The sequence below is a fragment of the Sphingobacterium sp. BIGb0116 genome (genome assembly GCF_024808035.1).
Lineage (GTDB): Bacteria > Bacteroidota > Bacteroidia > Sphingobacteriales > Sphingobacteriaceae > Sphingobacterium > Sphingobacterium paramultivorum.
This window is the reverse complement of sequence record NZ_JANUDT010000003.1, coordinates 90,034-115,689: the sequence shown is the minus strand read 5'-3', so window position 1 is coordinate 115,689 and position 25,656 is coordinate 90,034. Positions and strand designations below refer to the sequence as shown.

The following is a 25,656-nucleotide window of genomic DNA, read 5'->3' as shown; positions in this document are numbered from 1 at the left end:
CGCCGCCATCTGACAAATAATGTCAATCACAAAGGATAACATGTTATCCAAAATTACCTAAATTTTTGTAAATCCATCGGGGGTCTCAACAATAACATTTATTTTTTCGAATAACCTTCCATGATGTTCTTTGTTTTCAGACTTTGGTATTTTACCGTTTCTGGAGCATCTGATTTTATTATTTGTTCACAGGCATCGTATATGGCGCGGCGCTGATACGAAAGAGGGAACCAGCTCAGCGCTTCCAGCGCTGTTACACGTATATCCGCCGAGTTACTTTTATCCAGAACGGTCTCAATCAGCACCGGCACCATGCGGTGATAACGGTACAGACGCATGGTACGGATATCATTGAGGCGCTCCTTTTCCTTTTCTTCCTTGTCCAAGATCTTTTTGGTCAGGGTTTCGGTTGTTTTCTCGCCAGAAAGAACAATCTGATCCAGTTTGTCCGCCAAAAGCTTCGCATTGCTCAAGCCGGGATTTTGTCGAATTTGCCGATCGATTTCCTGTTTGACCAGGGCCGGCTCCATAAAACTAAGGGAAGTACGCAGGCGGTACCCCACCCGTTCGGAGTGTGGGTCGCTCAGATACAGCTGTATCATATCTTTGACAAAATCATTTCCGCCAAACTCCGCCAGATCATACACTGCCGAACGACGGATAAACTCATACGAATCGGATTTAGCGGCATGCAATACCTCAAAATAATCCGGATTTTCCAGTTGACGCAATTGTATAAAGGCCTGCGTACGTACGGTTTCAAATGCCGATTTAAAGTAATACTCTTTCAATAAAGGGCTTACTTCTTTTTCAAGCAATATACGCGAAAGATAGACCAGGGCCAGCGCCTGCAGGTCGGCATCATTTTCCTTCAGCAGTGTGCGCCAGTAGCCTGCATTCCGATCGTGTGAACCGATCGCTGTATTGATTTTCAGCCGCTGATCAGCCTTACCTGCAAAATGAAAGGTTGGGTCACCCAGAATATGCGTTTCCAGATACGCCATATGTTTCATCCAATTTCCTACACGAACACCATGCTGCAGCAAACCCATAAGCTCACCCGGCCACAAATCCTGTAACACCCCTACCGAATTGGCCACCGCCGCGATATTGTCATTGTCTGAAAAAGGATAATAGCCCGCCAGATAATTGGGCAGATGAAAGGAGCCTGTCAGACAGGAGTTGAGGTAAACCAAAGGCGCCTTGATATGGGCGTCTTTGATATCGTGGATCTGCATATCCATATCGTCATTGAACAGGGAATCTGCCGCTATACTTTTGGGGTCAAAGGCATCGAGCATCCACTTCTCGTTTACACCAAGGGATTCCATAAACGATTTTTTGACCGCTTCCACATCCCTGCCATCCTCTTTTGCAGATCGAAGCTTGGAGCGGAGGTAACGAGCCACATTCTCCATGGAAGGCTGCGGATTAGAAGCTAATGGATAGCCATTGAGTAGCTGCAGCGTGGCTGTACCATGTCCGGTCATATATGCAAAATCCAAGCCCTCCCGCTTCAGTTCATTCAATATATTGAACTTAATGAAGTTGTCGGAGCGAAAATTGATAAACTTGACTGAATTTCCCGGAAGAAACAAAGCGGGCATCTGCGATCTGAGTGCCAGCGCATCGCCGATTGTCGCGTTGACCGAATTGGAATTATAGCCGTGACCGGTTGAAGCGATCATATCATTTAAGGGGGTTGCCTGTGCTTTCTGCTGAACGACCTTTTTTAAATATGCCTTGATTTTCGCAATAGGATCTTCGCCATTTTCCACGGGCGGCTTGATCCGCGCCGAATAGATATCCATCTGTATATACTGCGGCGAAGCAGCACTTAGGCTATAATAAAAATAATTGGACCTCGACTTGGCCGTATCCTGTTTGATAAAGTCAAATTGCAGATCAAAATCATCGTAGTACCTGTCGGATGGCACCGATGACTTATCCCAGCGGATATTTTGCGACATCTTAAAGGCCGAAGTCAAAAACTGTGCATCCCGTAGCATAGGAATTGGAATATCACCGATCAGCACTGTACCCTCCAGGGGCTGCTTTTTTGCATACAGGCTCTTCAATAACGTCCGGATCTCGTCCGGTTTGGCCCATTGACTCGAAATAATATAAGTGCCCAATCCATCTTTTTCCACTGCGGCACGATAAGCATCGATCTCAGGCTTTGCCTGATCGTAGGTATGCTGATCCACAATGATCGCAAAGCTGGTTGGACTTTTTACAGTAGGTTCCTGTATGGATTGTGCATGGAGCTGCTTCATAGCCAATAGACTCAATGCGAGGGATAAACCGGTAAACGTAGTATGCTTCATATAAGATGTATTAAAATACGCATAAAGATGCATGCAAATGTACATTAACTTTATTTAAAACGATTAAAAATAATATATTTTATACTGAAATATTTTATTTAACAGCGCATTAATCGGATTTAACTGAAATAATATTTTAAAATTCACTTATTTATAATAAATCTAAATACATATATTTGCAACATGCTAGTATCAACAAGCAAAAACAATTAGTCATTAATCGCTAAACGAATATCTATGAAACATCTTATCATCGCCCTTGCGCTATCGTGGGGTACCCTGGCTGTGTTTGGACAAAAACAAGAACGCAGTCCACTCGCAAAAGATCTACAGATAAAAATTGCATTACAGGCAGCCCCGGCAGACCAACGCGAAGGCGCCAAAGTATTGGGTTATAACGAAAAAGGCGAGTTTATCACCTTACAGGAAGGCACCGCCACCAATAACCTGACCTGTCTTGCACCGGACTACAAATCTTCCGTTTTATATGCCTATGCCTATCCAAAAAGTTTGGATCCTTTTATGGCCCGCGGGCGCGAACTGATCGCCGAAGGCAAACGCAAGCAACGCGATGAAATCCGTGAAGCCGAACACAAAGCAGGCAAATTACCCATCCCGCAGACACCAACCATACTGTACGGCTATTGGGGACCATTGGCCAAACTGAACAACACAACCGGAGAAATCGAAGGTGCACAGCGACGTTATGTGATCTATGTTCCTTATGCAAAAGCAGCCGATATCGGCTTGTCGAGCAAACCGGGTTTACCTGGAATTCCCTGGTTAATGGACGAGGGATCTTACAAAGCACACATCATGATTAACCCCGAAAATATGGGACATAGCCATGGAAAATAACGAACCAGCGTTGATAGGGCAAAGATCCATCCTATTCTTTGCCCTATTGACCTTATCTGCATCAACAACTACGTTCGCCGCTCCAACCACCAACACAAAACCGTTGACTGAACGCTCTTTTCAGGACGGCGATATCCGTGGCATAATCACAGAGAAAAGCACCGGCAAGGCACTCAAAGGAGCTACTGTACAAATCAGGGAGCTGGGTCTGTACGCCAAAACCGATGAAAACGGTCACTTTACGTTCGACCGCACTCCGAGCGGACAATACACTCTTGTTGTCAGCTACCTTGGGATGCTGACAGTAGAGCAGACCGTGACTGCCAGCAAACAGCCTATTGCAATAGCATTGGCCGAAAACTCCATTGCCCTGGCAGACGTTGTGGTCGTTGGTCAGGAAAACCGAAAAGAAGGTGCTACCTCGACCATCATCAACCGCAAGGCCATTGAACATATGCAGGCGACCAACCTGGGTGAAGTCCTACAGTTGCTACCCGGTGGAATGACAACGAATCCGAGTTTCACCAACGTCAATAAAACCGGCATACGGAATGTGGGCAATAGCAACCAGACCAACCGTTCTTCGGATTATATGAGCTCCCTGGGTACTTCGCTTATCATTAACGGGGCACCCACGTCCAACAATGCCAATTTGCAGTCTTTGGGTTCTGCGGCAATATTAAACGGTACTTCAGGATCCAGCGGTTCAATCGGCAGTTTTTCCACTTCCCAAGGTTTGGGTGCCGATATGCGACAGTACACAGCCGATAATGTCGAATCCGTTGAAGTCATCCGCGGCATTGCCGGGGTCGAATATGGCGACATGACCTCGGGCGCCATTATCGTGCAGACAAAAGCCGGAAAAGAAGACCTGCAGATCAAAGGTCGGATAAACCCGAAGCTTACCCAATTCTGGGCTGGTCAGGGTTTTGATCTCGGAAAAAACAAGGGAACTTTATTTGTCGACCTTGACTACACCCGGGCCAATGACAAGCAGACATCGGCCTATGCCGCCTATAACCGCGTAAACGGTTCAGCGCAGTACAGCAAAACCTTTGGTCAGGAAAAACCATTGTATACCAATACCTATTTCTCCTTTGGCAGCAACCTGGATAACGTCAAAATTGATCCCGATGCCAATGCTGTTCCGCAGCTCAACAAGTCGCAGGAATACAGCTACCGCTTTTCGACCAATGGAAAGTGGAAGGTCAATAAGGCCCTGGCCCGACAGTTAAACTATACGGTGTCATTGAATTATTCGCTTCAGAAATCTTACATGGAAAATGCTGGAACTGCTGGTATTTCAGCTGTGGGAAGCTCGTATACCGATGGTACATTTGAAGCCCCCTATCTACCTGCAAGCTATATCAATAAAGCCTGGGTAGAGGGAAAACCGATCAATTTATTTGCCAAGATATCGGATGAGTTTTATGCCAAAACAGGCCTTTTCACACACCGCATCCTTGTCGGTACAGATTACCGCATGGATGCCAACAGTGGAAACGGAAAGACCTTTGACCCCAACTTCCCCTACCGCACCAATAACCTGAACGGATACCGTGCGCGGGCCTACAAAGATATACCCGCACTGAATCAGCTCGGCGCCTATGCCGAGGACCGTATGACGGCCCGATTTGGAAAGCGCGAACTGGCTATACAGGCCGGTGTGCGTATGGATCAGCTACAGCCTTTCAGTGGCGACGGCAAAACCGCCGTGTCGCCACGAATCAATGTGAGCTACGACCTCCTGCCTGCCTTTACCCTACGCGGAGGCTATGGCATCGCCACCAAGTCTCCTACCTTGAACATGCTGTATCCCGAAAATGCCTATTTCGATGTTTTCAGTTTAAACTATTACAAGCAAGATCCCAAGGAAGCGCTAGCGCTCCTGACCACACGCGTCTATGAAACAGGCAACGATCAGCTTAAGCTGGCCAAATCCTATAAAAAAGAATTGGGTATCGACTGGAAAGTCGGCAAAGGCCAGCGTTTGAGCATTACCGCTTATCATGATAAGATCGACAATGCCTACGACTATATGACCACCTTAAACAGCTTGCAGTATGCGCTTATTCCGACGTATACCGTACAGCAGGAAGTAGCGGGCGGAAAACCGATTTTGAGTGATGTTGTGACCAATACGCCTTATGTATTTACCTATGCCACCCCTACCAACGGCAGGCAGATCATCAACAAGGGGGCCGAATTTGATTTTGATATGGGGCGCTTCGACGCTATCCGCACTTCTTTTCAGCTGACGGGGGCCTATCAGTCGACCAAATCAACCACCACCATACCTTATATCCTTGCACAGGAGGTGCCCAACAAAACGATGACACGCGTCGGTGTATTTGCGCCACGCGGGACCGACAGCGAGCGACTCATGACCACTTTAAGGGCCATACACCATATTCCCGAACTACGGTTTATCCTGACCCTGACGGCACAGACCATCTGGATCGATAAGGAGCGTAATGTCGACTACTCCAGCCTGCCGATCGGTTATATCCCCGTAGGGTCTGACAAACCCATGGACATCGTCTATTTTTCAGAGGCGGAGCGCCAGCAGATCACCTCGGCCGACCGCGATATTTACCTCAGTATCAGCGATGCAACCTTCCGGACCGAAAGCTGGAAACCACTTTGGCTGTTCAACATGAAATTGACCAAGGAGTTTGCCAAAAATATGGGCTTCTCGTTCTATGCCAACAACTTCATCAACAACAGACCGTTGGTACGGAGCACGCGCAATCCTGAACAGTTCACAAAACGAAATATTGATATCTTTTTTGGAACCGAACTGTCTATTAAATTCTAAAAAAATGAAGAAAATCAATTGTTATCTCTACCTGGTTGCGTTGCTCTGTTTATTGAGTGGCTGCCGCAAAGATTTTGCGACGGTCAATACGCTTTCCTATACCCTGGCTGTCCACTACCCCAGCAATTATATTGAATCTTTTGCCGTGAATGCTACGGTAACCCTTAAAAACACATTTACAGGTCAACAGTCTCAATTGACGACCAATGCAAAGGGCGAAGTCGATCTGCAGGATATTATACCTGGTATCTACACCGTAACGGTAAGCCGGGAGGTGACCGAAGAGGAAAGCATCAGCATCAGCGGACGCCTGGGCAAAGCATTTTTGAATGCCTCCATCCCCTCCCTGCGTATTCAGGAATCCGGAAAGACAGACATTCAGCTGAGCGGCGGGGCCATCGGTGGATTTGTCATCAAGGAATTTTACTATACCGGTAGCCGCACCCCGAATAATTCGTCTTATTTATACGATGGTTTTGTAGAAATCTACAACAACTCGACCGACACCTTATATGCTGGCGGAATCTCCTTCGGAGCGACAAAAGCGGGTTCAACGCTAGCCACCAAATTCATCGAAGATCAACAAAACGTATACCTTGCCTCCCTATGGACCATTCCGGGTACCGCAGGTGTAGATCACCCTGTAGCGCCGGGCAAATCTATTGTCATTGCTGTCGACGGAATTAATCATAAGACAGATCCAAAAGGCAATCCCAATGCACCCACAGATTTAGGGGCAGGAATTGCCGATTTTGAGACCTATTTTAATCCGCCCGGAAATTCCAACGATACCGACTCGCCAGACGTACCCAACGTAACACTGATCTATAGCTCATCGTTGACTATTTTTGACTGGCTACCTGGCGTCAACGGCTCTGGACTCGTTATCCTTTCGCCCGACGACTATGCCAGCTACGAAACTGTTACCGAACCCGGAGCAACTGCTTCAACACGTTATGTGAAAGTTGCCGCAGACAAAGTTATCGACGGCGTGGATTGCGTTGCCAACAGCACCATTACACTCGACAAAAAGCGTTTGCCGCTCACCATTGATGCTGGAGTAGCCTTTGTTGGCGGCGGAGCCGGCACCGGAAAATCGGTTATCCGGAAAGTAAGGGAAGAAATCAATGGCATCAAAGTACTGATGGACACCAACAATTCCTCCAGCGACTTTACGATAAACGATACCCCTAGTCCCAAAAGTTATTCCAAATAAGCAGGCGCATCATGAACATAAAATATATTTTTTCCCTGGCATTTACAGCTTCTTTCATGCAGCTGCAAGCACAGGAAAATCCGAATATCAGCTACTCCAAAGAAAAGGAAAGCCTGCTGAAAGTCAAAACCAGCGCTTTACTGGGGGAGCTTGACCTACCGGCTGTGGGAAACACCACCTTAGGCTACTTCTATGAAGGCGGAGATTTTAGACATCCATTTACAGGCAAATCGAAACAGGGACTCAATTTTTCGACAGAGAAATTTCAGCGTTCCGGCGACTGGACGCTCTATGGTCGCTTTGACTTTACCACATTGAAAGAGAAGGAGCTGGCCTATGCATCCCTTGTGAATCCATTTACCGACAATCCCTATCAGCTAGTCGACTCACTAAAGGGCGACTGGAATAAGCAGTTTTATACAATGGACCTCAAAGTAGCGAGCCCCAGCTTTGCCGGTGGCCGCATGCGTGCCGGTCTCGACCTCTCCTATCAGGTCGCTACGGGAGCGCGACAAATGGACCCACGTTCCCTGGATACAGAAAATAAAATCCAGCTAGCACCGAATATTTCCTACAAAATCAGCAAGCGGCATCAGCTTGGGCTCGCAGCCATTTATAATTATCAGAAAAATGATCTGAATCTGGTACGTGCCAACGGAAGTCAACAGTACAATGTCTATAAACTCCTAGGTCTGGCCGAATACCTCGGGGCATCACCTTTCATTATGACGGCAGATATGGACCGCAGCTATCTTGCGCATGCGTATGGCAGCGAACTCAGCTTTCGTTATACCGCCGATCAGTTCAGCTGGTTGCTGTCCGGAAGCTACCTTCGTCATGAGGAAAAGGCCACCGACGGCAGCACCTATCCGATGAAAGCTGGCAAACATCAATACGATCAGTACACGGTATTATCGGCCATTGATTTAAAACGTGGCGATTACAACCATCACTTCAATTTAAACCTGCTGTATTGTGATATTTCCAATACCGAATACCAGCAATTGCAGCGCACGGACGACCGCAGTTATGAAACTATTTTTGAAGGCAGCTTGAATACGGCACTACGCAGCCAGGCTTCTTTGGGGTATATATTGGCCAAAGAAACCAGCGCCTACCGCTCAGACTGGTTTGCCAAGGCCACTGTAAGTTATTCCGGCTGGGACAACCGCTATGCCCTACCGCAGGGAAAAGAAATCGTCGATCGCATGGATATTGGCATCCGCTTTAACAAAGCCCTGTCGCGCTGGGTCTTTGATGTGGCATCCAACTACAATTTTGGCGTAAAAAACGAATGGAGTTATACAGATAAAAACTATTCGAGCAATTTTGTTGCAAACAGCATTGCCTTGCCTATCTACCAGTATTTAACACGCGATCGGGTAGTCAATGCCCTGAGCATACAATACCGGCTTGCCAACTTCGGAAAGAAAAGCAATCAACTTTATCTGAAGGGATCGGGCAGCCTAGAAACAGCGCTGTCTACATCTGGTGGATATGGTGACAACGGAAAATCCCGTTACTCGGCTAGCTTATCCTTAGGCCTACTGACGTTCTAATGGAGATCTTCAGCAAGATTACCTAAAAAACCTTCTTATTGCGGAGCCCAAGTCTAGTGCTCCGCAATTTTAATGTATTCACCTAGACGATTGAAGAACTTAAATTATTTGAGCGGTCAATTGAAGGAATTAAATTATTCGGGACAGCAAATTGAATAAAAAAAACATATTTATGTCAAAAATCCCTCTATTTATCTTAAAAAAACCTTCATTTTTCAATAAAAATTAGTAATATCGCTTAATAAAATTAATTAACACGGACCTCGTGTTGTTTTTATTAAGATAATCAGTTGAATTTCAAAAAAAAAGCAGAAATCTTCATAAAAATCCATCTACAGAGAATACATAATCTGGACATCAACATAATTAAAAGATATGCTGACCAGATAAACAAAGAAAAACAACATCATTATAAAATAATCCTGAGCATATAATACAATCAATTAAATTCCATACGGAATTCTGCAATTAATATGGGAAAAATCACAAATATGGCCTTAGCGGAATGGATGTCCATTCGGATCTTAGAAATTCTTGACAAGACTTCAATGACATTAGCCGGCTTGGCTAATTTTAGCGAGATCCCTGAAAGCCGACTTCAGAGCTACTGCAACAAAAATTCGACGATCTCTGTGGAAGCTGTAGCACAGCTCTGCGATTCGCTTTCAATTCCGATGGCCCATTTTTTTGATGAATCAATGCCATTAAGGATAGCTACGGGTGCCCACAGTAATTTCGGCCGATTTAGGACCAAATTCTTTCCCCTAGGCAAAAAGTTGTTTACAGACGAGGTCACGGACAAAAATCAACTCCAAACGACGCGAAAACTAGATCATCGTTATCAGCGGGAATCTGTCATGCGTCTGATTTTCGACTCGGATTATTTTCAGGATCCCCGCACCATTGAACAGATTATCACTGCTGTTGAAAAAGCCTATCAGATTACTTTTAAGACTGAACGCATTACTTCACTACTCCGCAAATATGTGGCAGAAGGTTATCTGGAGCGGAAAGTCCTACCCCGTGGCTTTAGCCGTTCACGACAGTATACCTACTGCAGAACTTCAAACAAACGACAGATTGCCGCGAAAGAGGAAATCGCTGTAATCGAACGAACACACGTTTTGATCAGATAATTTTAAGCCTGCCCAATATCCAGGGCCGCAGAAATTTGCTAAATCCCACATTAGGGACCTTCGGTCGCTGATAGAAAAGATGCCTTGAAACCTCTTATGGCCAAGAGATTAAGAACAACCCCTTCGTCACGTCGTAATGTCCGGATGGTAATGGTGCATAGTTTATCCTGAAGATCTGCCGAAATGTATTTCAGGTCAGCAATATGCCGGCTAAGGTAATTGATCAGTTCAGTGCGTTTGGTGAGCACCTGAGCCGAAACAGAAAAGGTCAGTAAGTAATATTTCATATTCCGTATAAGTTTTTTAATAATTGCGCATTCCGAAATTAAAGCTAGATTTTTCCTATTATCTGCCCTATGTTCGCTAAACTGTCGTAAATATAAAAACTTCTGACCATTATATAATAATAGTCAGAAGTTAAAAAGTGTTATTATCTCCATTAATGTCCACCCTGCAGTACCATACCGCTTAGTGAATGGGTATCTCCATCGAAGTAAATTAGGTTTCCAATCCTTTAGCAGTTTGGATTTTATGCATATTAAATTTACATTTGACACATCTACTGCAATAGAATACTAACAAATTTGAACAATTACCAGGCTATATCGGATATTGAACTGCTTCATCTTGCCGCAAAGGATGATCAGACCGCTTTCGCTGAATTGTTTAACCGCTACAAAGTTTCGATCTTCCAGCATGCCTTTTTATTTTATCAGGATTATGATAAAGTCGCCTTTTTGCGCATCTGCCCGTAGGCTCCGGTATGGACAGCCATGGTAAGCGAGACACCGATTACAGCCCAGAATAATTTGTTCTTTTTCATCATACGATTAAGTTGGAAAGTTTATAATTCACCTACTTAATAGACAGGTAAGTGAGCTCCGTGTCTCAGATTTTTTTTGTATAATGAATATTAATAATTTATTAATATTCATAAAACGCTCAGGTTTAATTGCCTATTTACATTTGGTCTTTGCTTAACTATAATGGCTAATTGTGAATTGAAAACGCTTTCGGATCAGGAACTGGTAGAATTGGTCCAAATGAAAGATAATAAAGCAGCATTTTCCGAACTTTATAACCGCTATTGGGAACCTTTGATCAATCATGCCGGTAAAAGGACGGGCTCCCTGGCTATTGCCGAGGAAATCGTGCAAGGTGTTTTTGTCGATTTTTATTTGCGGCGGAAGGAGATCACGTTCAGCCATTCCCTTGCGGCTTATTTAAAGACGGCGATTAAATTTCAGGTCTTTAAATTCTATCGGGCGCAACAAGTCCAGGATAAATATATCCAAACCGCGGCCCACATCGGGTATAACGCTCCGATTCAGCCCGACAATATACTTGAAGCCAAGCAAATCCACGCGGAGATTATCCAGATCACCGAAAAAATGCCCGCAACCTGCAAAGAGGTTTTTCTATTGAGCCGTTTCGAAAAACGTTCCAATCAGGATATCGCCGACCAGCTCAACATTTCAGTGGCTATGGTCCGCAAGCACATCACCAAATCCATGAAGATCATGCGCACGGAAATCAAAGAACATCAAATGGATATTTTCTACCTGGTACTGCTGCTGTATACGCACAAAAATTAGGGAAAATTATTTTTTTTCACATTTCCATTCCCGCTTTTGCAGACTTCGGGTACTCCTTAGTATAAAGCACAGGAAATGGACGATCAACAGCTACTTGATATACTCGCTAAATACGAAGCCGGAACAATAACGGAGGACGAGCTCCAGCTTCTTGAAGAATGGTACGCTTCCTTTGAAGCTAATCCAGATCTCATCGACAATTTAAGCGCCGAAGAGCGTGTATTCCACAAAAAGCAACTGCAGGAAAAGATCTTTGATCAGATCGACGCGGAGACATCCGCATCCGCCAACCTACCAAAGAAGCGATTTTTCCTCCTTCCAGGCCCTAGGCTATGGCAAGCAGCGGCATCCCTCGTATTCCTTTGTGCCGTCTCGTTTTACATCTTCAAGAAGCAGTCTGAGCAATTGCTGATCCCTGCCCCAGAGCAAAGCAACAGCATTCATCCCGCTACGGATAAAGCCATCTTAACCCTCGGAAACGGCGAAAAAATCATGTTGGATGAGTCAAAAAATGGCGAACTCAGTACCGAAGGAAACATTCATATCAACAAACTGAAATCCGGTAATCTGGTTTATACGGCTGGCAAGAACGTCGAGAAGGTCCATGTCAATACTCTTGTTACGCCACGGGGTGGCCGATACCAATTGACATTGGCCGACGGAACCCAGGTCTGGCTCAATGCACAATCGTCGATCAGCTACCCTTCAGCCTTCCGGGGTTCTTCGCGCGAGGTGACCATCAGCGGAGAGGTGTATTTTGAAGTAGCACACAATGCGGCCATGCCTTTCCGGGTACGCTCGGAAAATCAACTGATCGAAGTACTGGGAACTCATTTTAACGTCAATACCTACAAGGCCAAATCGAAGACCAAAACAACGCTCCTGAGCGGTTCCATCGCCTTGACCAATGCCCATCAGCGCATCATTCTCAAGCCCGGTGAACAGGGTATAGTGGCTGGAGAGTCCATGTCCATCAAAAATGTGGACCCCGCGGAAGTCATCGCCTGGAAAGAGGGCTACTTTGACTTTACAGATGCCGATATCGGTAGCGTTGTGGACGAACTGGGCCGCTGGTACAATGTGGACATCCACTATCAGGGTACCGCAACAAGCGAAACCTTTACAGGAAGGATCCCGCGGTCCTGGTCTTTTGAAAAAGTACTGAATTTATTAAAAACGTTTAAAAGCATCAACGTAGAGATGCAAGGAAGGAGGCTTATCGTAGAAACAAAATAACCTAGAACTGCCATAGGTGACTGTCCAAGGACAGACCTGCTATAAAATTATACCGCATGCCCAATTCCAAAAAAAGCCAATAGTGGTCGCAACACTACTGGCCAATAGCCGGAATAGGCAAATGAATTTCTCGATCCAATTAACACATATTTCAGCTTAACAAATGTATAAAAAAAATACAAAAATACTATTGAAAATGAAGCTAAGCACCTTCATGACACTTTTTGGCATGCTACAGATCAGCTTCGGAGCAATAGGACAAAACATCAGTCTCTCCGAGAAGAACAGCTCCCTGGCCAAAGTATTCAAAAAAATAAGTACACAGACGGGTTATGGATTTCTGGTCGAAGGCAGCCTGCTGCGCATGGCCCGCCCCGTTACCATTGAAACCAGCAATACCGACATCAGGCTTGTACTGGCAGAAATTTTCAAAAACCAACCGCTCAGCTTTGTGCTAAAGGACCAGTCTGTGATTGTTTCGGCAAAAAAAATCGCCGCTATCCCGGTTCCGCTATCCGGAAGCATGGGCAACAGCACCATTCAGCAACAGGGAAATATCAGCGGCCGAATCATCAACGAAAATGGTGAAGCCCTTGCTGATGCAAGCATTACGCTGCTCCAAAGCAGCCAATCGTTAAAAAGTAAAGCCGATGGCAGTTACAGCCTGAACCTCGCCCCCGGAACCTATACCATCGAAGTGAGTTACATCTCCCATCAGACAAAACGGATCACCGACATCGTGGTGCAGTCTGGGAAGCAGACCAATCTCAACATTGTTTTAAAGAGCGTGGTTAAAAGCCTGGAGCAGGTGGTGGTGACGGGAAGCTATAAACAGGAAAGTGTAGCTTCCTTATATGCCAAACAGAAAAATGAAGCCACCATCTCCAACGGGATCAGCCGCGAACAAATATCCGTTTTGCCGGATAAAAACGTTGGTGAGACCCTGAAACGCATCTCCGGTGTCAGTACCAACGACAACCGGCGGGTGGTGATCCGCGGTATTGCCGAGCGTTACAACCTGGCCATGATGGATGGCGCCACCCTCCCCAGTACAGACGTGCAGGTGCGGGACTTCGAATTTGATATTGTCCCCAGCAACCTCATCGACAATGTCATTATCCACAAAACCTCGTCGCCCGATCTGAGCTTTGGTTTTGGCGGTGGACTGGTACAGATCAATACCCTGGCCATTCCAGTGAAAAACTTCACCTCCTTTTCGGTGGGAAGCAAATACATCAATGGCTCAACGGGCAAAGATTTCCTGGGCTATGGCCGCGGTGGTTTAGATTACCTGGCCTTTGACGATGGCACGCGGGGCAATTTCCCACGGGATCTGACGGTTTTCGACGGGCTCAATTACGACCCTGCCAATCCCTATAAACCCGTGCCTGAAGGCGTAACGCCTTTCACGCCGGAAATGATCGCTGCACAGAACAAACGGATCGGCGGATTGGAACGCCTCGGTACCCGAAAATACACGGCACTACCGGGACAAAACTATCAGTTCAGCCTGGGGCGGAGTTATACCGGCACAAAAGGTATCTTTGGTTTTGTAGGCTCGCTCAGTTACCGCAATGAGCAATCTATCGATCATATCTCCAATTTTGAACGCGGCAGCTGGCAAAAAACAGGCGGGGCAACTTTCGATATCAGCACCGGCAAAGAAATCCATCCGACAACCTCAACACAGTATAACTTTAATTCAAGTTTAGGTGCTTTGATCAACCTGGGCTGGAACAGCAAAAATCACAAAATAACCTCGCGGAATTTCTATTCCCGGATGTTCAACAATCAGTTTTCGGTGATCGAAGGCTGGGGAAATGATATCGGTTACGATTCGAGGCCAGCTATCCGGGAGTATGATCGTCCCAAATTTATCGACATGCTGCAGAATAAGCTGGATGGCGAGCATCGGTTCGGCAAGTTCAAATTCGAATGGAATATTGCCCGCAACCAGCTGAACAACCGCGAGAAAGATGCCACCGAAGCCTGGCTCGCTCCTATCGGTCTACTAAATGATACCATTTACAATATAATCCCTTCGCACTACGCCAATGCCGGTGACGGAACATTTACACGCTCCGAATACCATTATACAGAGACAAACAAAATTGCTGAAGGTGCATTGAGCTACCAGACGAATTGGCTCGGTCAAAAGCAGACCCTGAAGGCGGGATACCAATTTATGGATCGGCATGGCTTATTCGAATGGGTTTCACTGCCCATCGTTTCGGTTGGTGCCAATAATTTTACCCCCGTGAATACCTGGTCGAAATATCTTGAGTTTACAGATCCCTTACACGGCATGTTTTATTATCCGGCGGCATTCTCTGTTAGTGCCTATGAAGGGAAAAATATAAATCAGGCGGTTTATGGCATGCTCGACAACCGCTTCAACTCGTGGATCCGACTGGTCTGGGGCGTACGTGCCGAATACTTCAAATATAAAAGCCTGCAAAACGGCGATAATGACCTGCAGATGGACGCCAGAACCATTGCCATGCGCAAGCAACGGTTTGTTGATCCCAAAACAGGGAAACTGGTGGGCATGACGGCAGATCCCGAAACCGAGGAGAAAACCTGGCGCTACCTGCCATCGGCCAGTCTGACTTTGACCCCCATACAGGATTTCAATATCCGTATGGCCTATTCACAGTCCGTAGTCCGTCCGGCGTTGATTGAAAACTCCAAGATGGTGCGTCAGGACCCTGCATTGGGCGGTGCTTACCGTCGGAATGAAGGCGTGCTCTCGACCTTAATTGACCACTATGACATGCGTTTCGAATGGTACCCTTCCATTGCGGAAGTTATTTCAATTGGGTTTTTCTACAAATATTTTCAGAACCCGATCGAATTGTACCGGCAGATGATGGATTCGTCGCACCGCATCTACGTGACCACCAATAACTCGGAATGGGCCAAAGTAAAGGGACTGGAGTTTGATATCCGCAAAAACCTGGGCTTTATAGCTCCTGGTTCCCTGCTGGAGGATTTCAATTTCAGCGGAAACATGACACTTCAAAGCTCCGAAGTGCAGTCGGCTGAATTCATGGCAAAGGGCATGGGTACCGATAAATATGGAAATACCTTTGAATACCGCGAAAAACAATTCCTGAAAAACAAGCGCCCGCTTTATGGACAGATACCCGTTGTCTATAATGCCGCCTTACAGTATGCCGGAGACCGCTTAGGGGCCAACATAGCGTTTAACCACATGGGTTATAAAACCTTTATGACAGCCATGAGCGAAGATTTGATCGAATACGAGCGCCCGCGCAATCAGCTGGACGCACAGCTGAGCTACAAATTGCTGAAAAACAAAAACCTGGATCTTAAACTGAACCTGAGCAACCTATTGAACAGTCCGTTCCGCTTTTATGTGAACAGACCCGAAACGTTCAAAGTACAGGATCGCTGGAAAGGCCTGTCGAACTCCGAATGGCCAACGCAGGAATGGAACGAGATCTACGAATGGAAGTTTGGTTTTTCCCAAAAATATGAGGAAGGTTATTACGAGACCTCCGAAGACGGAACCAAAAAGATGCGCATAGGCGACAAAGAAACTTTTAACCGGAAAGTGGGCAGTTCCTTTAGCCTTTCCATCGGATATACCTTTTAAATCAACCGTTATGAAAACAAAAATAATCTTAACAGCCACGGCGATCTCCTTTTTTCTGCTATCCACCTTCCTTTCGTGCGATAAAGGTGGCGACGAACTGCTCTATCATTCCAATGTGCATATGATCAATTTAAGTGGTTATAATAACAGCAATGAGGAACTTATTTTGCAACTGGATACCTTTAGCGCTACGGTAACACCAGCCTTTAGCCGTATCTCGTTCGGTGCCAACTATAATTTCAATGACCCCGCCAAGCAGCGTTTAAAATTTACCATGAAGTCCAAAGCGACCGATAAAATTCTGCTGGAAAGGGAAATCAAAGCCAACGATACGGCGGCCGTGACTGATCTCAATGTTATTTACATGGACGGAAAAGTAGCCGATTTTCCAAAAGTACCGGCACCTGTGGAGGGCAAAGTACAGTTGATCTATATGCTCCAGTCCAATGTATTAAATTACCGGGAACCTGTGGATATTGTATTTGGAAAATACTATTTCACCCCCAAAGTGTTTGAAGAGGTCATACGGATCAAAAATCTAAAACCCAACACCTTCTCCCAACCGATCGTATTTGATCCCTTCCCCTTAGGCATCCAGGATTACAAAGGCGAAAAGACCTCGGTGCTATTTCGGGCCTATATCTATAAAGCTGGGACCGATATTCCCTATACCGAAGGATCTTCCTTCGAATTTAGTCAGCTTACCTCAGGTGCTCCTGTCCCTTCACCCACAAAAGCCATTTCCAAGTTGTTTATCATCAATGAAGCGCCCATTAATAATATGATGCGGTTTAATAAGGTTTTAGAATTATAATTTATGAAAAATTTGTCAACGAAGCTATATTCCCTAGCCACTGCGCTGCTGCTGATCGGCTTTCCCTTCCTTTTCAGTGCCTGCAATAAGGACGATATTGAGGTAGAACGCGCGATGCATATTCTGATCAATGGCTATAATGGTGGTGACCATCCTTTGCAGGTCGCGATTGATACCACCGTATTTGATCATAAAAATGGTGCTTTTATCATCCAGCCCCAGAGCAATATCCATTTTGCAACGGCGTTTAGCTACAAAATACCCAAAAAGAGATTGGTTACTTTGACCGATACCGAGACCAAGAAAGTGGTTTACAGTGCCGAATTGCCTGAAAACACCATCAGAGTCAATTTTAACTACGTCTATTTTGATGGAAAAGTGCAGGAAGTGAAGCCACCCGCTGCTGACCCCAATGTCAATAAACTGGGCTTTTATATTTATGATAAAAGTATTGATTTCCCCATTGATATTTCATTGCAGAAGATCAATGCAACTACGGGTGATATCCGTAAGGAGTATATCGCAAAAAATGTGCTTCCCGGAAGATGGGTGTATGTCGACTATCTACCACTCAAGGATTTTGACAAAAGCGCCGATCTGCGGAGCGCTACGGTTAATTTTACCAAGGCCAATACGGACAGTGAATGGGCTTTTGATAGCGATGAAACAAAAAGTAAACTGGGTGCTGAAGGTTTCTTTTTACCGAAATTGAACGATAAAGGAAAGGTTCAACCCTATTTTATTGCACCAAAAGTACCGAATCAAACATTCAGCAGACTTTTCTTCTATTTGGATTAGGGTCGTAAAAAAAGGAAGCAGGGTTGTCCTGCTTCCTTTCCCTTAACCCAATTTCCGCCAAAAATTGAGAAAACCGTCGCATGCCGTATACTCCAGATCAAAATTACAGGGAATCTCTTCCCAACCGCTCCAATAGGAAACCACACGGGTACCAATAGGCAATAGCGCAAGCCGATTCCTCAGACACTCGGTATACGCATGATAAAGTTCTGGATCAGGCAGTATCGAATAATCAATTGGACTTGATGTATCTATATTTTCATAAAAGGAGTTATAGAAATAGAACGCGTCATAGTCGGAAAAACAGATCTCGTCAATATTGGCATGAATAAACGCTACATTCTGCACCTGATGTTTCTCGGCCAATCCATTGGAAAGCTTAACCAGTGATTCGCGCTGTTCCACACCATAAAACATTCCATTGGTACACGAAGCTCCTACAAGACAGAATTTTCCTGCTCCGGCACCAATATCCAGCACTTTGTCCATCGGAGATTCAACCAGGTACTCTGCGGCCATTTTTGCGACATGAACAGGTGTCCAGTGACGTTCAGCCAATTTTTTTATTTTGGGCGGGTATATATCATTAAATAAACTGTCATCAACATCAATATTCGATCGAAGAGCTTTAAAAATCATTCGTTTTCACTTATTTAATCTTTCGTACTGCATGTACAAACCATTGAAAATAAAACCCCTAGATCATTGCCATCCGAACAACAATATGCGGGGCAAAAATAAGGTCTAGTAATGCGCTAAGGTAAGGGTTTAAAAATAGAAAGGCAAAAGAGTTGAGCATTAATCCAACGAGATAAACTTTCTAATGCTCATCATATAACCCAAATGCAGACCTTCATGAAAGTTATTCCATTCGAAAGCATCGTAAATGGAAGTGAGATGGAAGCCCGTTCCTGTTGTGCGTTCCTGATAGGTCACAAACTTTTTGTTGTTAAAATCACGGATGGTCGGTTCAATCTGATCGAGGAGCAATCTTTTCAGCAGATCTGCTTCCTGCTGCGATACCGCTGCTGAAGGCCTTGTCCCGGACTGGTAGCTATTGAAGATTTCATCAGGGATATGTCCCTTTACCTCAGATCCGATATAAATTAATTTATGCTGTGTGGCAATGATATGGCCGATATTCCAGATCAAGTTGTTACTGAAGCCATCAGGAATGCGATTGAGCTGTTCCAAAGAATAGTTTTCAAAGAACTTGAGGTAAGCCATCCGGCTCGTTTTCCATGCGCGAAAGAGTGATTCCATGTCTTATTAACTGTCTGTGTTTTGTACACAAAAATAAGCTGAATCTTTAAAACTGTCAAAGCTTATTTACGGCAATCGGATGCTTTACACAAACTTCTTACGAGGGCACCTGTAGACGCTGATTCTCTTTTTTATTGAACTTTTTGATTTGAGTATTGTTCATTTTAAAAGGAAATGGTTCAATTCTTAAAGAAGAACGTATGAAAGCACAAATCGGACTCGTTATCACAGCAGTTGCCGGAGCAGCACTGCTCGTTTACAGACGCTGGAAACAGCGTTCTGTACAGGAATCAACAGAAAAAACAGATCGCAAAGAGACGGGCAATCTAACGAACCCACCTTCTTGGTACCGCCCGCTTAAAATGCCCGAAATCGACAGCATGGATATTGTATCATTGCAATATGCCCCCGTCAGGATATCGCCCGACAGAAATGATGCGGCGCAAGGAATCAACAAACACATTTCGTATTACCATAAAGGCAATAGACATCAATAAGGTAGTGATACGAAAACAGTTGCAAGTGGGCGATCTCTACAGTTGAAAAAGTGCCTAAGGATAGCATACTGCGCTGGAAAGCGATAGTAAACTATGCACTGTTCTCTGTGGTTCAGTCAGATCAAAAATACGCGCCCTGCTATCTTTTGCACTGATTATTTCCTCAGCAGGGATTTATACGGGTTTTTAATTTAGACATTCCAAAATTCGCTTCAATCTCAGAATTATAGATTATTTTGGGGACACCTTAATTAATATGGGAGTTTAAAATATATGAGAAAAAATGCTTCCGGCATCGACAATTCAAAGCAACGTATTGAAAACAAGAACAATGATCTAGATCTTTATCTAAAAGCATTGAATTCTGCCTATTCGGGTATTATAATTACAGACAATCTGCAGTATGATAATCCCATCATTTATTGCAATAAAGCTTTCGAAACCATCAGTGGTTATGCCCATGACGAAATTATTGGCCACAACTGCCGATTTTTACAGGCTCAGGACCGTTCGCAAGCCGAACGTAGTATGATCAAAGAATCTATTGAGCGCGGCGAAGAATGTAAGATTGAAATTCGAAATTATCGTAAGGATGGAACGCTTTTTTGGAACGAACTTTTTATTTCACCAGTGAAGAATGATGAAGGTCAGGTAACTCATTTTATTGGTGTTCAAAATGACATCAGTGATCGAAAAAAAGCGGAGCATGATCTTCGGGAAGAGAAGTCCCATGTGGAGCTCAAAATACAGCAAAGAACCAAAGAACTGCAAGATAAAGAAAGCTTTCTGTCCAGTATAATTGAAACAGTACGAGAAAGTCTCTTGGTGCTAGATTCCAATTACATCGTCCTGAGCGCCAATAGACATTTTTTAAACTCGTTTAAAGTCACCACAGAAGAAACGGTAGGAAATTTATTATTTGACCTCGGTAATCAGCAGTGGGATATTTCTTCTTTAAAAGAGATGCTCACTCGGATACTGCCCACCAATAACCCGGTTATCGATTATGAGGTAGATCATATCTTTCCTCATATTGGTCGAAAAGTCATGCTGCTAAATGCTTATCGTATTGAATTCGAGGGCCAGTACAAAGACCGGATCCTGATCGCCATCGAAGATATTACGGAAAAGAAGGAGCAGAATCGGCGTAAAGATGATTTCCTGTCCATTGCAAGCCACGAACTTAAGACTCCGCTTACAACAATTAAGGGTCTCTTCCAGATCTTACAGCGATTGAGTGCCGAAAACACCGATCCGAAATATGTCTCAACTTTAGATAAAATCACAGCTTATATCGATCGATTGAACCTGTTGATTACAAAACTCTTAGATACGTCTAAAATTCAATCTGGTAATCTTGAACTGCACATGGACCCTTTTGAGATCGATAAGACCATTCAAGATGCGGTTGAAAGCATGAAATTAGCTGCACCTGATTCTGACATCCACCTTTCAGGAAATACAGGTAGTATCGTAGAGGGCGACGAGCTACAGATTATCCAAGTGCTGAACAATCTGCTCTCAAATGCTATTAAATATTCACCCGAGTCTAAAAAAATTGAAGTTAGTATCCACAAGGTAGCGAACTTTGTTAAAATCTCCGTACGTGATTATGGTATGGGCATAAGCTATCAGGATAGACTAAAAATTTTCGAACGATTTTTTCGCGTCAGCCATATACAGAAAAAGTTCCCGGGTTTAGGCATTGGGCTCTATGTTTCGCATGAGATTATCTTACACCACAAAGGAACACTGTGGGTCGAAAGCGAGCCAGGAGAAGGATCCACATTTAATTTTACATTACCCATTGTAATCAACAAATAAAAAATATGCAGCCTAAAAAGATAATGATCTGTGATGATGACCGAGGAATACTCGAGATGCTGGAGCTTTTTTTAGAACTAGAAGGATTTAATGTCATATGCGAAATAAATAGCACGCACCTGACAAAGCAATTAATTTCGCATAAGCCAGATCTCTTGCTGCTGGACCTCTGGATGCCAATAATTTCTGGAGATCAGCTGATTAAAATTATCCGCAGTACACCCGAAATCAAAGAAACTCCTATCATTGTCCTATCAGCAAGCGTTGATGGACCTGAAATCGCAGGAAACTTAGGCGCAAATGGTTTTATCGCCAAACCCTTTGATTTAACCGATATCACGGATAAAATTAATAGCATATTTAAAAACTAAGCCTGCAAGTACACGCTGACTAGGTACACATAAAAGCACTTTTTAATGAAAGTGCTTTTATGCAGCTGATGTGATCATCTTAAAACAAACGCTTACGCTTGGCTGGTCACCAAACCGTTTATATAATCTTTCTTTGAGACTTTACAAGATAGACAATTTACTGGATAAAAGTCTACTTTCCGTCGTTTAAGACACTAAATGCATACGATCTGCTTCAGGTACATCTTTGAAGACGACGGAAAATGTAGTACCGACATCTAATTCGCTTTCCACGTGAATAGCTGCGTTGAGCTTATTCGCAATTTGTTTAACAATGGAAAGGCCAACCCCCGAACCTTCAAAGCCTTCTGTATTGGCCATTCGGGCAAATATTTCAAAAATTTTGTCGGCCTCCTTCAAATCAATTCCGATTCCATTATCCTTGATATCATACCGGACCGTATTTCCCTGCCGCATGCTCTCAACGGACACCTTCGGGTTTTGCCTCTTGCTGCTGTATTTTATGGCATTGCCAACAAGGTTCAGAAATAATTGATAGATCAATGTTCTCTCGCCCAAAACAGGTAGTGTTTCGCCCATTATAAATTCTAAATGCTGGACCTGGTATTGCTGTTTGCAATTTTCAACGATATTGACAATCTTGGACTGTGGATTAATTGGTTCGAACACAAAGTCTACATGATTTACCTTTGACATTTGGTAGACTTTATCCATCATATCCCGCATCAGCTGCGTCCCCTCCAAGATATTTTTCATTGACTTTGCAAGCAGTTCGTCAGAGATATCTTTTTTATGGAGCAACATTTGCGCAGTGAGTTGTATCGTCGTCAGCGGATTTTTAAGATCATGGGTCAGCGTGTAGCCAAACGTATCAAGCGCATTATTAGAGCGTACCAGTTTCTTGTTCAATTCATCAATCTCTCCCCCACGCTGTGCTACCGCTTGCTGAATAATGTGTGTAATATCTTCAATAAAAGCGAGTTCAGACGATTGCCATTTTTCGGCTTTTCCTTTTGTAATTTTTTTCCATGCCTCGAAAGAAGAACGTGGCGAAGGAAAGGTAATCTTTCTATCTTCGTCAACCTGCATCACTTTTTCCGGCTTCCCTGCCCAGGTCTCTTCTATCAGGCGTTCTTTCCTAAAAACATATAAGTACCAGTTATTTGCGGGCAGAATACTGATGCGAAGTACACCGGGATACATTTCAACATCTTCGGAAGGACCATCGCACTTAAATCTATCTGTCGCAAAAAACTCTGCAGTGGCTATTTTTTTATCAATTTCTTGGAGCATTTTTTTATCAGGCACCTCACCCACCATCATGATCGCGCGATCACGTTTAATGATTAGCCCCTGCCCATTCATTACCTCCATAATACGCACGGCATACTTTTCCAATACGTCATACAAGTCGCGCTTGACTAGCAAATCACTTTTTAGATCATGCTTCAGCTGCGATAGATTTTTCTGAACTTTTACCTGTTTCTTCTGAAAATCTGCCAGATAATTGTTTACAGCGTATTGTGTAAGAAAGGTACATAGATGGCGCTGTGAAAGATCTACATGCATTGGCTCCCGATTCTGACAGGCTACAAGCCCCCAAAGCTCATCGTCCACGATAATGCTAAAACTTGCACTCGCCTTTACGCCGGCATTTTTAAGGTATTGTAAATGCATGGGTGAAAGTGCCCGAAGGCTGCAGCGTGTAAGATCGAGATCATCGACACTCCGCCCCATCAGCGGAATCGCTTCCGCACTAACATCCGCCGTATGGCGGGCATGAAAAATACGGTAAAGCTCGCGCGCCTGTGCCGGAATATCGAATTCCGGATAACGATAATTCATCAACGATTCCAGCTCAGCCGTCTTGCTCTCTGCAATAACTTGTCCACTATTATCTTCCAAAAAGCGATACACCATCACCCGATCATAGTGAATAATGTCCTTAATCAATTCAGTCAATGCCTGCCAACAAGAGTTGCCGCCACTACGGTTATCTAAATGCTTCGCATAATAATATAATTTGGTTGTTTTGACAGCGAGAGGATTGCAGGCCTCTATTTCAAGATAAATTTTGCCATCATACTTATAGAGACTTAAAAAATAATCGTTTTGATGGATAGTCACACGATCGGCATACCTGGCAAACATGCTGTCGGAAACAGCCTGTTCAATGCTCTCTCCGCGAAGTTCAAATGAAGGAACTATCCGATGAAGAACATCGTCTACAGTCATGCCCAGCATTGCGGAGCATTCTTCGCCTGCAATAGCTGCACAGTTTTCGCTTACCCCGATACACTTATCGTCTTCAAAGATAAATAAATATCCAAAAGACTGTATATTTCCACACAGGTGAATTTTTTCATCATGACAATTGATTTCACGCATAAAGCTACTGATATATTTAATAAAAATATGGTAAAATCAACAGTCCTGTCCTCCATCAACGCTATCATACGATTACTAAATTACTAAAATAATCTGACCTATCGAAACTTGCATCTAATACTCAATATGTCTTATAAACATAAAACGACTTAGAAATTCTACAGATTTAATATATTCAATGGGCAATAACTATTCGGCGCTGCCCTCCAGCAATGCATTGACGCACCACATATAGGCAGCCTGTCCATGGTAATCGCCTGTGTGGCGGGGACGGTCGTAATAATACTGTTTATCATTCTTTTTATTGGTGCCCACGCAGATTTCCGACACTGCGCCCTGATCGTCCACATATTTCGCGAGTGCCAGCCAGGCTTTACGGGCCACAGGACCGTACTGTTTCTCCCCTAGCCAACCCTGTTTCACCCCCGATATGATCGCATAAGCAAACATCGCCGAACCAGAAGTTTCTGCCCAGCAGTCTGCCTCGTCAATTAGCTGATTCCACATGCCACTTTTGCGTTGCTGTCTCTTGAGGCTCTTCATCATTGTCAGATACCCCTTTAATATACGGGGCCGGTCGGCATGATCCTGCGGAAGCATGCGCAGCAATTCGGTCATGCCTGCCGCCATCCAGCCATTGCCTCGCCCCCAGTAAAATGGGACATCTGGCGCATGATAGAACAGTCCATTTGGACGCTGCAGTTCATCCAGATAAAGCACCATTTCCCGGGCTGCACGGTCCAGGTATTCGACTTTGCCCGTTGCTTTAAAAGCAGCGGCCTGCACGATGGTGATCATGTACATATCGTCGATCCAGAGGCGCGTCTGCCAGGTGTATCTTTTTTGCGCCCAGGCCTTTGCTTCCTGACTGGCATTTTGTGGAAGTTCCCATTGTGTATCAGCATAGGGCAAGCCCAGGTCTAGATAGCTTTTCTCTTTGGTCAGCTGATAAAGCCGCAAAGGGAGGCTACCGAACATATTTAAATCGACGTGGTTCTTAATAGGCATCAGCTGTGGCTCACCTGTTGTTAATTTCGAAAACCGTTCCTTCATGGCCTGCATCAGCTTCTGATCGCCCGTTAGATGCGCGTAATTAATGGCGCCCGTCCAATAGAACGTCTCGGGGTAACTGATCCATTTCCCTGCATGCAGCATATGTTTGCCTGTGATAAAGCGGTGTGCAATGCGATGGCCGATCTCCTTAGGGTCTGCCCCAACAGGAAAATTTGCCAGATCTGTCTGTGCGGTTAAAAATTGAACCGGAAGAAACAATAAAAACAAAAAGATTTTCTTGATCATACGAACTGGTTTTATGTAATTACAAACTATTTTTGTAG

19 protein-coding genes are annotated in these 25,656 nt (G+C 44.5%); 13 read left to right on the top strand and 6 right to left on the bottom strand.

Annotation, left to right across the window (positions count from 1 at the left end; genetic code table 11):
* Positions 1-98: 98 nt before the first annotated feature.
* Positions 99-2,327, bottom strand: a complete 2,229-nt coding sequence (locus M2419_RS09330; RefSeq protein ID WP_259254857.1) for a HEAT repeat domain-containing protein — start codon at positions 2,325-2,327, stop codon at positions 99-101.
* Between the two features lie 237 nt (positions 2,328-2,564).
* Here M2419_RS09330 and M2419_RS09325 point away from each other — a divergent pair, with 237 nt between their 5' ends.
* From M2419_RS09325 to M2419_RS09305, 5 genes are all read left to right on the top strand, one after another.
* Positions 2,565-3,185: a hypothetical protein gene (locus M2419_RS09325; RefSeq protein ID WP_259254856.1), complete on the top strand. Its 621-nt coding sequence runs from the start codon at positions 2,565-2,567 to the stop codon at positions 3,183-3,185.
* Positions 3,175-6,003, top strand: coding sequence for a TonB-dependent receptor (locus M2419_RS09320; RefSeq protein ID WP_259254855.1), 2,829 nt, complete (start codon positions 3,175-3,177; stop codon positions 6,001-6,003). Before M2419_RS09325 ends, M2419_RS09320 begins: the two co-directional genes overlap by 11 nt.
* A 4-nt stretch (positions 6,004-6,007) precedes the next feature.
* Positions 6,008-7,219, top strand: a complete 1,212-nt coding sequence (locus M2419_RS09315; protein WP_259254854.1) for a DUF4876 domain-containing protein — start codon at positions 6,008-6,010, stop codon at positions 7,217-7,219.
* A gap of 11 nt (positions 7,220-7,230) precedes the next feature.
* Positions 7,231-8,778: a DUF6850 family outer membrane beta-barrel protein gene (locus M2419_RS09310; protein WP_182332277.1), complete on the top strand. Its 1,548-nt coding sequence runs from the start codon at positions 7,231-7,233 to the stop codon at positions 8,776-8,778.
* 473 nt (positions 8,779-9,251) lie between these two features.
* Positions 9,252-9,914 (top strand): hypothetical protein, encoded by a 663-nt coding sequence (locus tag M2419_RS09305; RefSeq protein WP_259254853.1) that lies wholly within the window; start codon positions 9,252-9,254, stop codon positions 9,912-9,914.
* A 50-nt stretch (positions 9,915-9,964) separates the two neighbouring features.
* Here the strand turns inward: M2419_RS09305 and M2419_RS09300 are convergent, their stop codons facing one another.
* Positions 9,965-10,201, bottom strand: coding sequence for a hypothetical protein (locus M2419_RS09300; RefSeq protein ID WP_046676052.1), 237 nt, complete (start codon positions 10,199-10,201; stop codon positions 9,965-9,967).
* 699 nt (positions 10,202-10,900) lie between these two features.
* Here M2419_RS09300 and M2419_RS09295 point away from each other — a divergent pair.
* From M2419_RS09295 to M2419_RS09275, 5 genes are all read left to right on the top strand, one after another.
* Positions 10,901-11,509, top strand: coding sequence for an RNA polymerase sigma factor (locus M2419_RS09295; RefSeq protein ID WP_182332281.1), 609 nt, complete (start codon positions 10,901-10,903; stop codon positions 11,507-11,509).
* 405 nt (positions 11,510-11,914) lie between these two features.
* Entirely contained in the window at positions 11,915-12,745 is an 831-nt protein-coding gene (locus M2419_RS09290) for a FecR family protein (protein WP_259254852.1), read from the top strand.
* A gap of 163 nt (positions 12,746-12,908) precedes the next feature.
* Positions 12,909-16,364: a carboxypeptidase regulatory-like domain-containing protein gene (locus M2419_RS09285; protein ID WP_310441464.1), complete on the top strand. Its 3,456-nt coding sequence runs from the start codon at positions 12,909-12,911 to the stop codon at positions 16,362-16,364.
* 10 nt (positions 16,365-16,374) lie between these two features.
* Positions 16,375-17,178, top strand: a complete 804-nt coding sequence (locus M2419_RS09280; protein ID WP_153847754.1) for a hypothetical protein — start codon at positions 16,375-16,377, stop codon at positions 17,176-17,178.
* A gap of 3 nt (positions 17,179-17,181) precedes the next feature.
* Positions 17,182-17,976 carry a hypothetical protein gene (locus M2419_RS09275; RefSeq protein ID WP_153847755.1) on the top strand — a complete coding sequence of 265 codons (795 nt, stop codon included), beginning with the start codon at positions 17,182-17,184 and terminating at the stop codon, positions 17,974-17,976.
* Positions 17,977-18,018: 42 nt separating this feature from the next.
* On the opposite strand, the gene M2419_RS09270 is transcribed toward M2419_RS09275, so the two are convergent.
* Entirely contained in the window at positions 18,019-18,615 is a 597-nt protein-coding gene (locus M2419_RS09270; protein ID WP_153847756.1) for a methyltransferase domain-containing protein, read from the bottom strand.
* A 159-nt stretch (positions 18,616-18,774) separates the two neighbouring features.
* A complete protein-coding gene (locus M2419_RS09265) occupies positions 18,775-19,239 on the bottom strand; it encodes a DinB family protein (RefSeq protein ID WP_153847757.1) in 465 nt (154 codons plus the stop codon).
* A 200-nt stretch (positions 19,240-19,439) separates the two neighbouring features.
* Between M2419_RS09265 and M2419_RS09260 the strand changes: the two genes are divergently transcribed.
* The 3 genes from M2419_RS09260 to M2419_RS09250 all read left to right on the top strand — a co-directional run bounded on the left by M2419_RS09260 (position 19,440) and on the right by M2419_RS09250 (position 21,931).
* Positions 19,440-19,736, top strand: a complete 297-nt coding sequence (locus M2419_RS09260; RefSeq protein ID WP_153847758.1) for a hypothetical protein — start codon at positions 19,440-19,442, stop codon at positions 19,734-19,736.
* A gap of 273 nt (positions 19,737-20,009) precedes the next feature.
* Positions 20,010-21,560 (top strand): PAS domain-containing sensor histidine kinase, encoded by a 1,551-nt coding sequence (locus M2419_RS09255; RefSeq protein ID WP_153847759.1) that lies wholly within the window; start codon positions 20,010-20,012, stop codon positions 21,558-21,560.
* Between the two features lie 5 nt (positions 21,561-21,565).
* Complete coding sequence (locus tag M2419_RS09250; protein ID WP_153847760.1) at positions 21,566-21,931, top strand: PleD family two-component system response regulator; 366 nt, start codon at positions 21,566-21,568, stop codon at positions 21,929-21,931.
* 186 nt (positions 21,932-22,117) lie between these two features.
* Here the strand turns inward: M2419_RS09250 and M2419_RS09245 are convergent, their stop codons facing one another.
* Together M2419_RS09245 and M2419_RS09240 are read right to left on the bottom strand one after the other, a co-directional pair.
* Positions 22,118-24,319, bottom strand: a complete 2,202-nt coding sequence (locus tag M2419_RS09245) for an ATP-binding protein (protein ID WP_153847761.1) — start codon at positions 24,317-24,319, stop codon at positions 22,118-22,120.
* Positions 24,320-24,508: 189 nt separating this feature from the next.
* Positions 24,509-25,618 (bottom strand): glycoside hydrolase family 105 protein, encoded by a 1,110-nt coding sequence (locus M2419_RS09240; RefSeq protein WP_153847762.1) that lies wholly within the window; start codon positions 25,616-25,618, stop codon positions 24,509-24,511.
* Between the last annotated feature and the right edge of the window lie 38 nt (positions 25,619-25,656).

Bases quoted from the DNA above. Each gene is read 5' to 3' on its own strand.
- M2419_RS09270 (WP_153847756.1), bottom strand. From the start codon at position 18,615: ATGATTTTTAAAGCTCTTCGATCGAATATTGATGTTGATGACAGTTTA.
- M2419_RS09320 (WP_259254855.1), top strand. From the start codon at position 3,175: ATGGAAAATAACGAACCAGCGTTGATAGGGCAAAGATCCATCCTATTC.
- M2419_RS09315 (WP_259254854.1), top strand. From the start codon at position 6,008: ATGAAGAAAATCAATTGTTATCTCTACCTGGTTGCGTTGCTCTGTTTA.
- M2419_RS09275 (WP_153847755.1), top strand. From the start codon at position 17,182: ATGAAAAATTTGTCAACGAAGCTATATTCCCTAGCCACTGCGCTGCTG.
- M2419_RS09330 (WP_259254857.1), bottom strand. From the start codon at position 2,327: ATGAAGCATACTACGTTTACCGGTTTATCCCTCGCATTGAGTCTATTG.
- M2419_RS09325 (WP_259254856.1), top strand. From the start codon at position 2,565: ATGAAACATCTTATCATCGCCCTTGCGCTATCGTGGGGTACCCTGGCT.
- M2419_RS09280 (WP_153847754.1), top strand. From the start codon at position 16,375: ATGAAAACAAAAATAATCTTAACAGCCACGGCGATCTCCTTTTTTCTG.
- M2419_RS09240 (WP_153847762.1), bottom strand. From the start codon at position 25,618: ATGATCAAGAAAATCTTTTTGTTTTTATTGTTTCTTCCGGTTCAATTT.
- M2419_RS09250 (WP_153847760.1), top strand. From the start codon at position 21,566: ATGCAGCCTAAAAAGATAATGATCTGTGATGATGACCGAGGAATACTC.
- M2419_RS09255 (WP_153847759.1), top strand. From the start codon at position 20,010: ATGAGAAAAAATGCTTCCGGCATCGACAATTCAAAGCAACGTATTGAA.
- M2419_RS09245 (WP_153847761.1), bottom strand. From the start codon at position 24,319: ATGCGTGAAATCAATTGTCATGATGAAAAAATTCACCTGTGTGGAAAT.
- M2419_RS09305 (WP_259254853.1), top strand. From the start codon at position 9,252: ATGGGAAAAATCACAAATATGGCCTTAGCGGAATGGATGTCCATTCGG.
- M2419_RS09260 (WP_153847758.1), top strand. From the start codon at position 19,440: ATGAAAGCACAAATCGGACTCGTTATCACAGCAGTTGCCGGAGCAGCA.
- M2419_RS09265 (WP_153847757.1), bottom strand. From the start codon at position 19,239: ATGGAATCACTCTTTCGCGCATGGAAAACGAGCCGGATGGCTTACCTC.
- M2419_RS09295 (WP_182332281.1), top strand. From the start codon at position 10,901: ATGGCTAATTGTGAATTGAAAACGCTTTCGGATCAGGAACTGGTAGAA.
- M2419_RS09285 (WP_310441464.1), top strand. From the start codon at position 12,909: ATGTATAAAAAAAATACAAAAATACTATTGAAAATGAAGCTAAGCACC.
- M2419_RS09310 (WP_182332277.1), top strand. From the start codon at position 7,231: ATGAACATAAAATATATTTTTTCCCTGGCATTTACAGCTTCTTTCATG.
- M2419_RS09300 (WP_046676052.1), bottom strand. From the start codon at position 10,201: ATGAAATATTACTTACTGACCTTTTCTGTTTCGGCTCAGGTGCTCACC.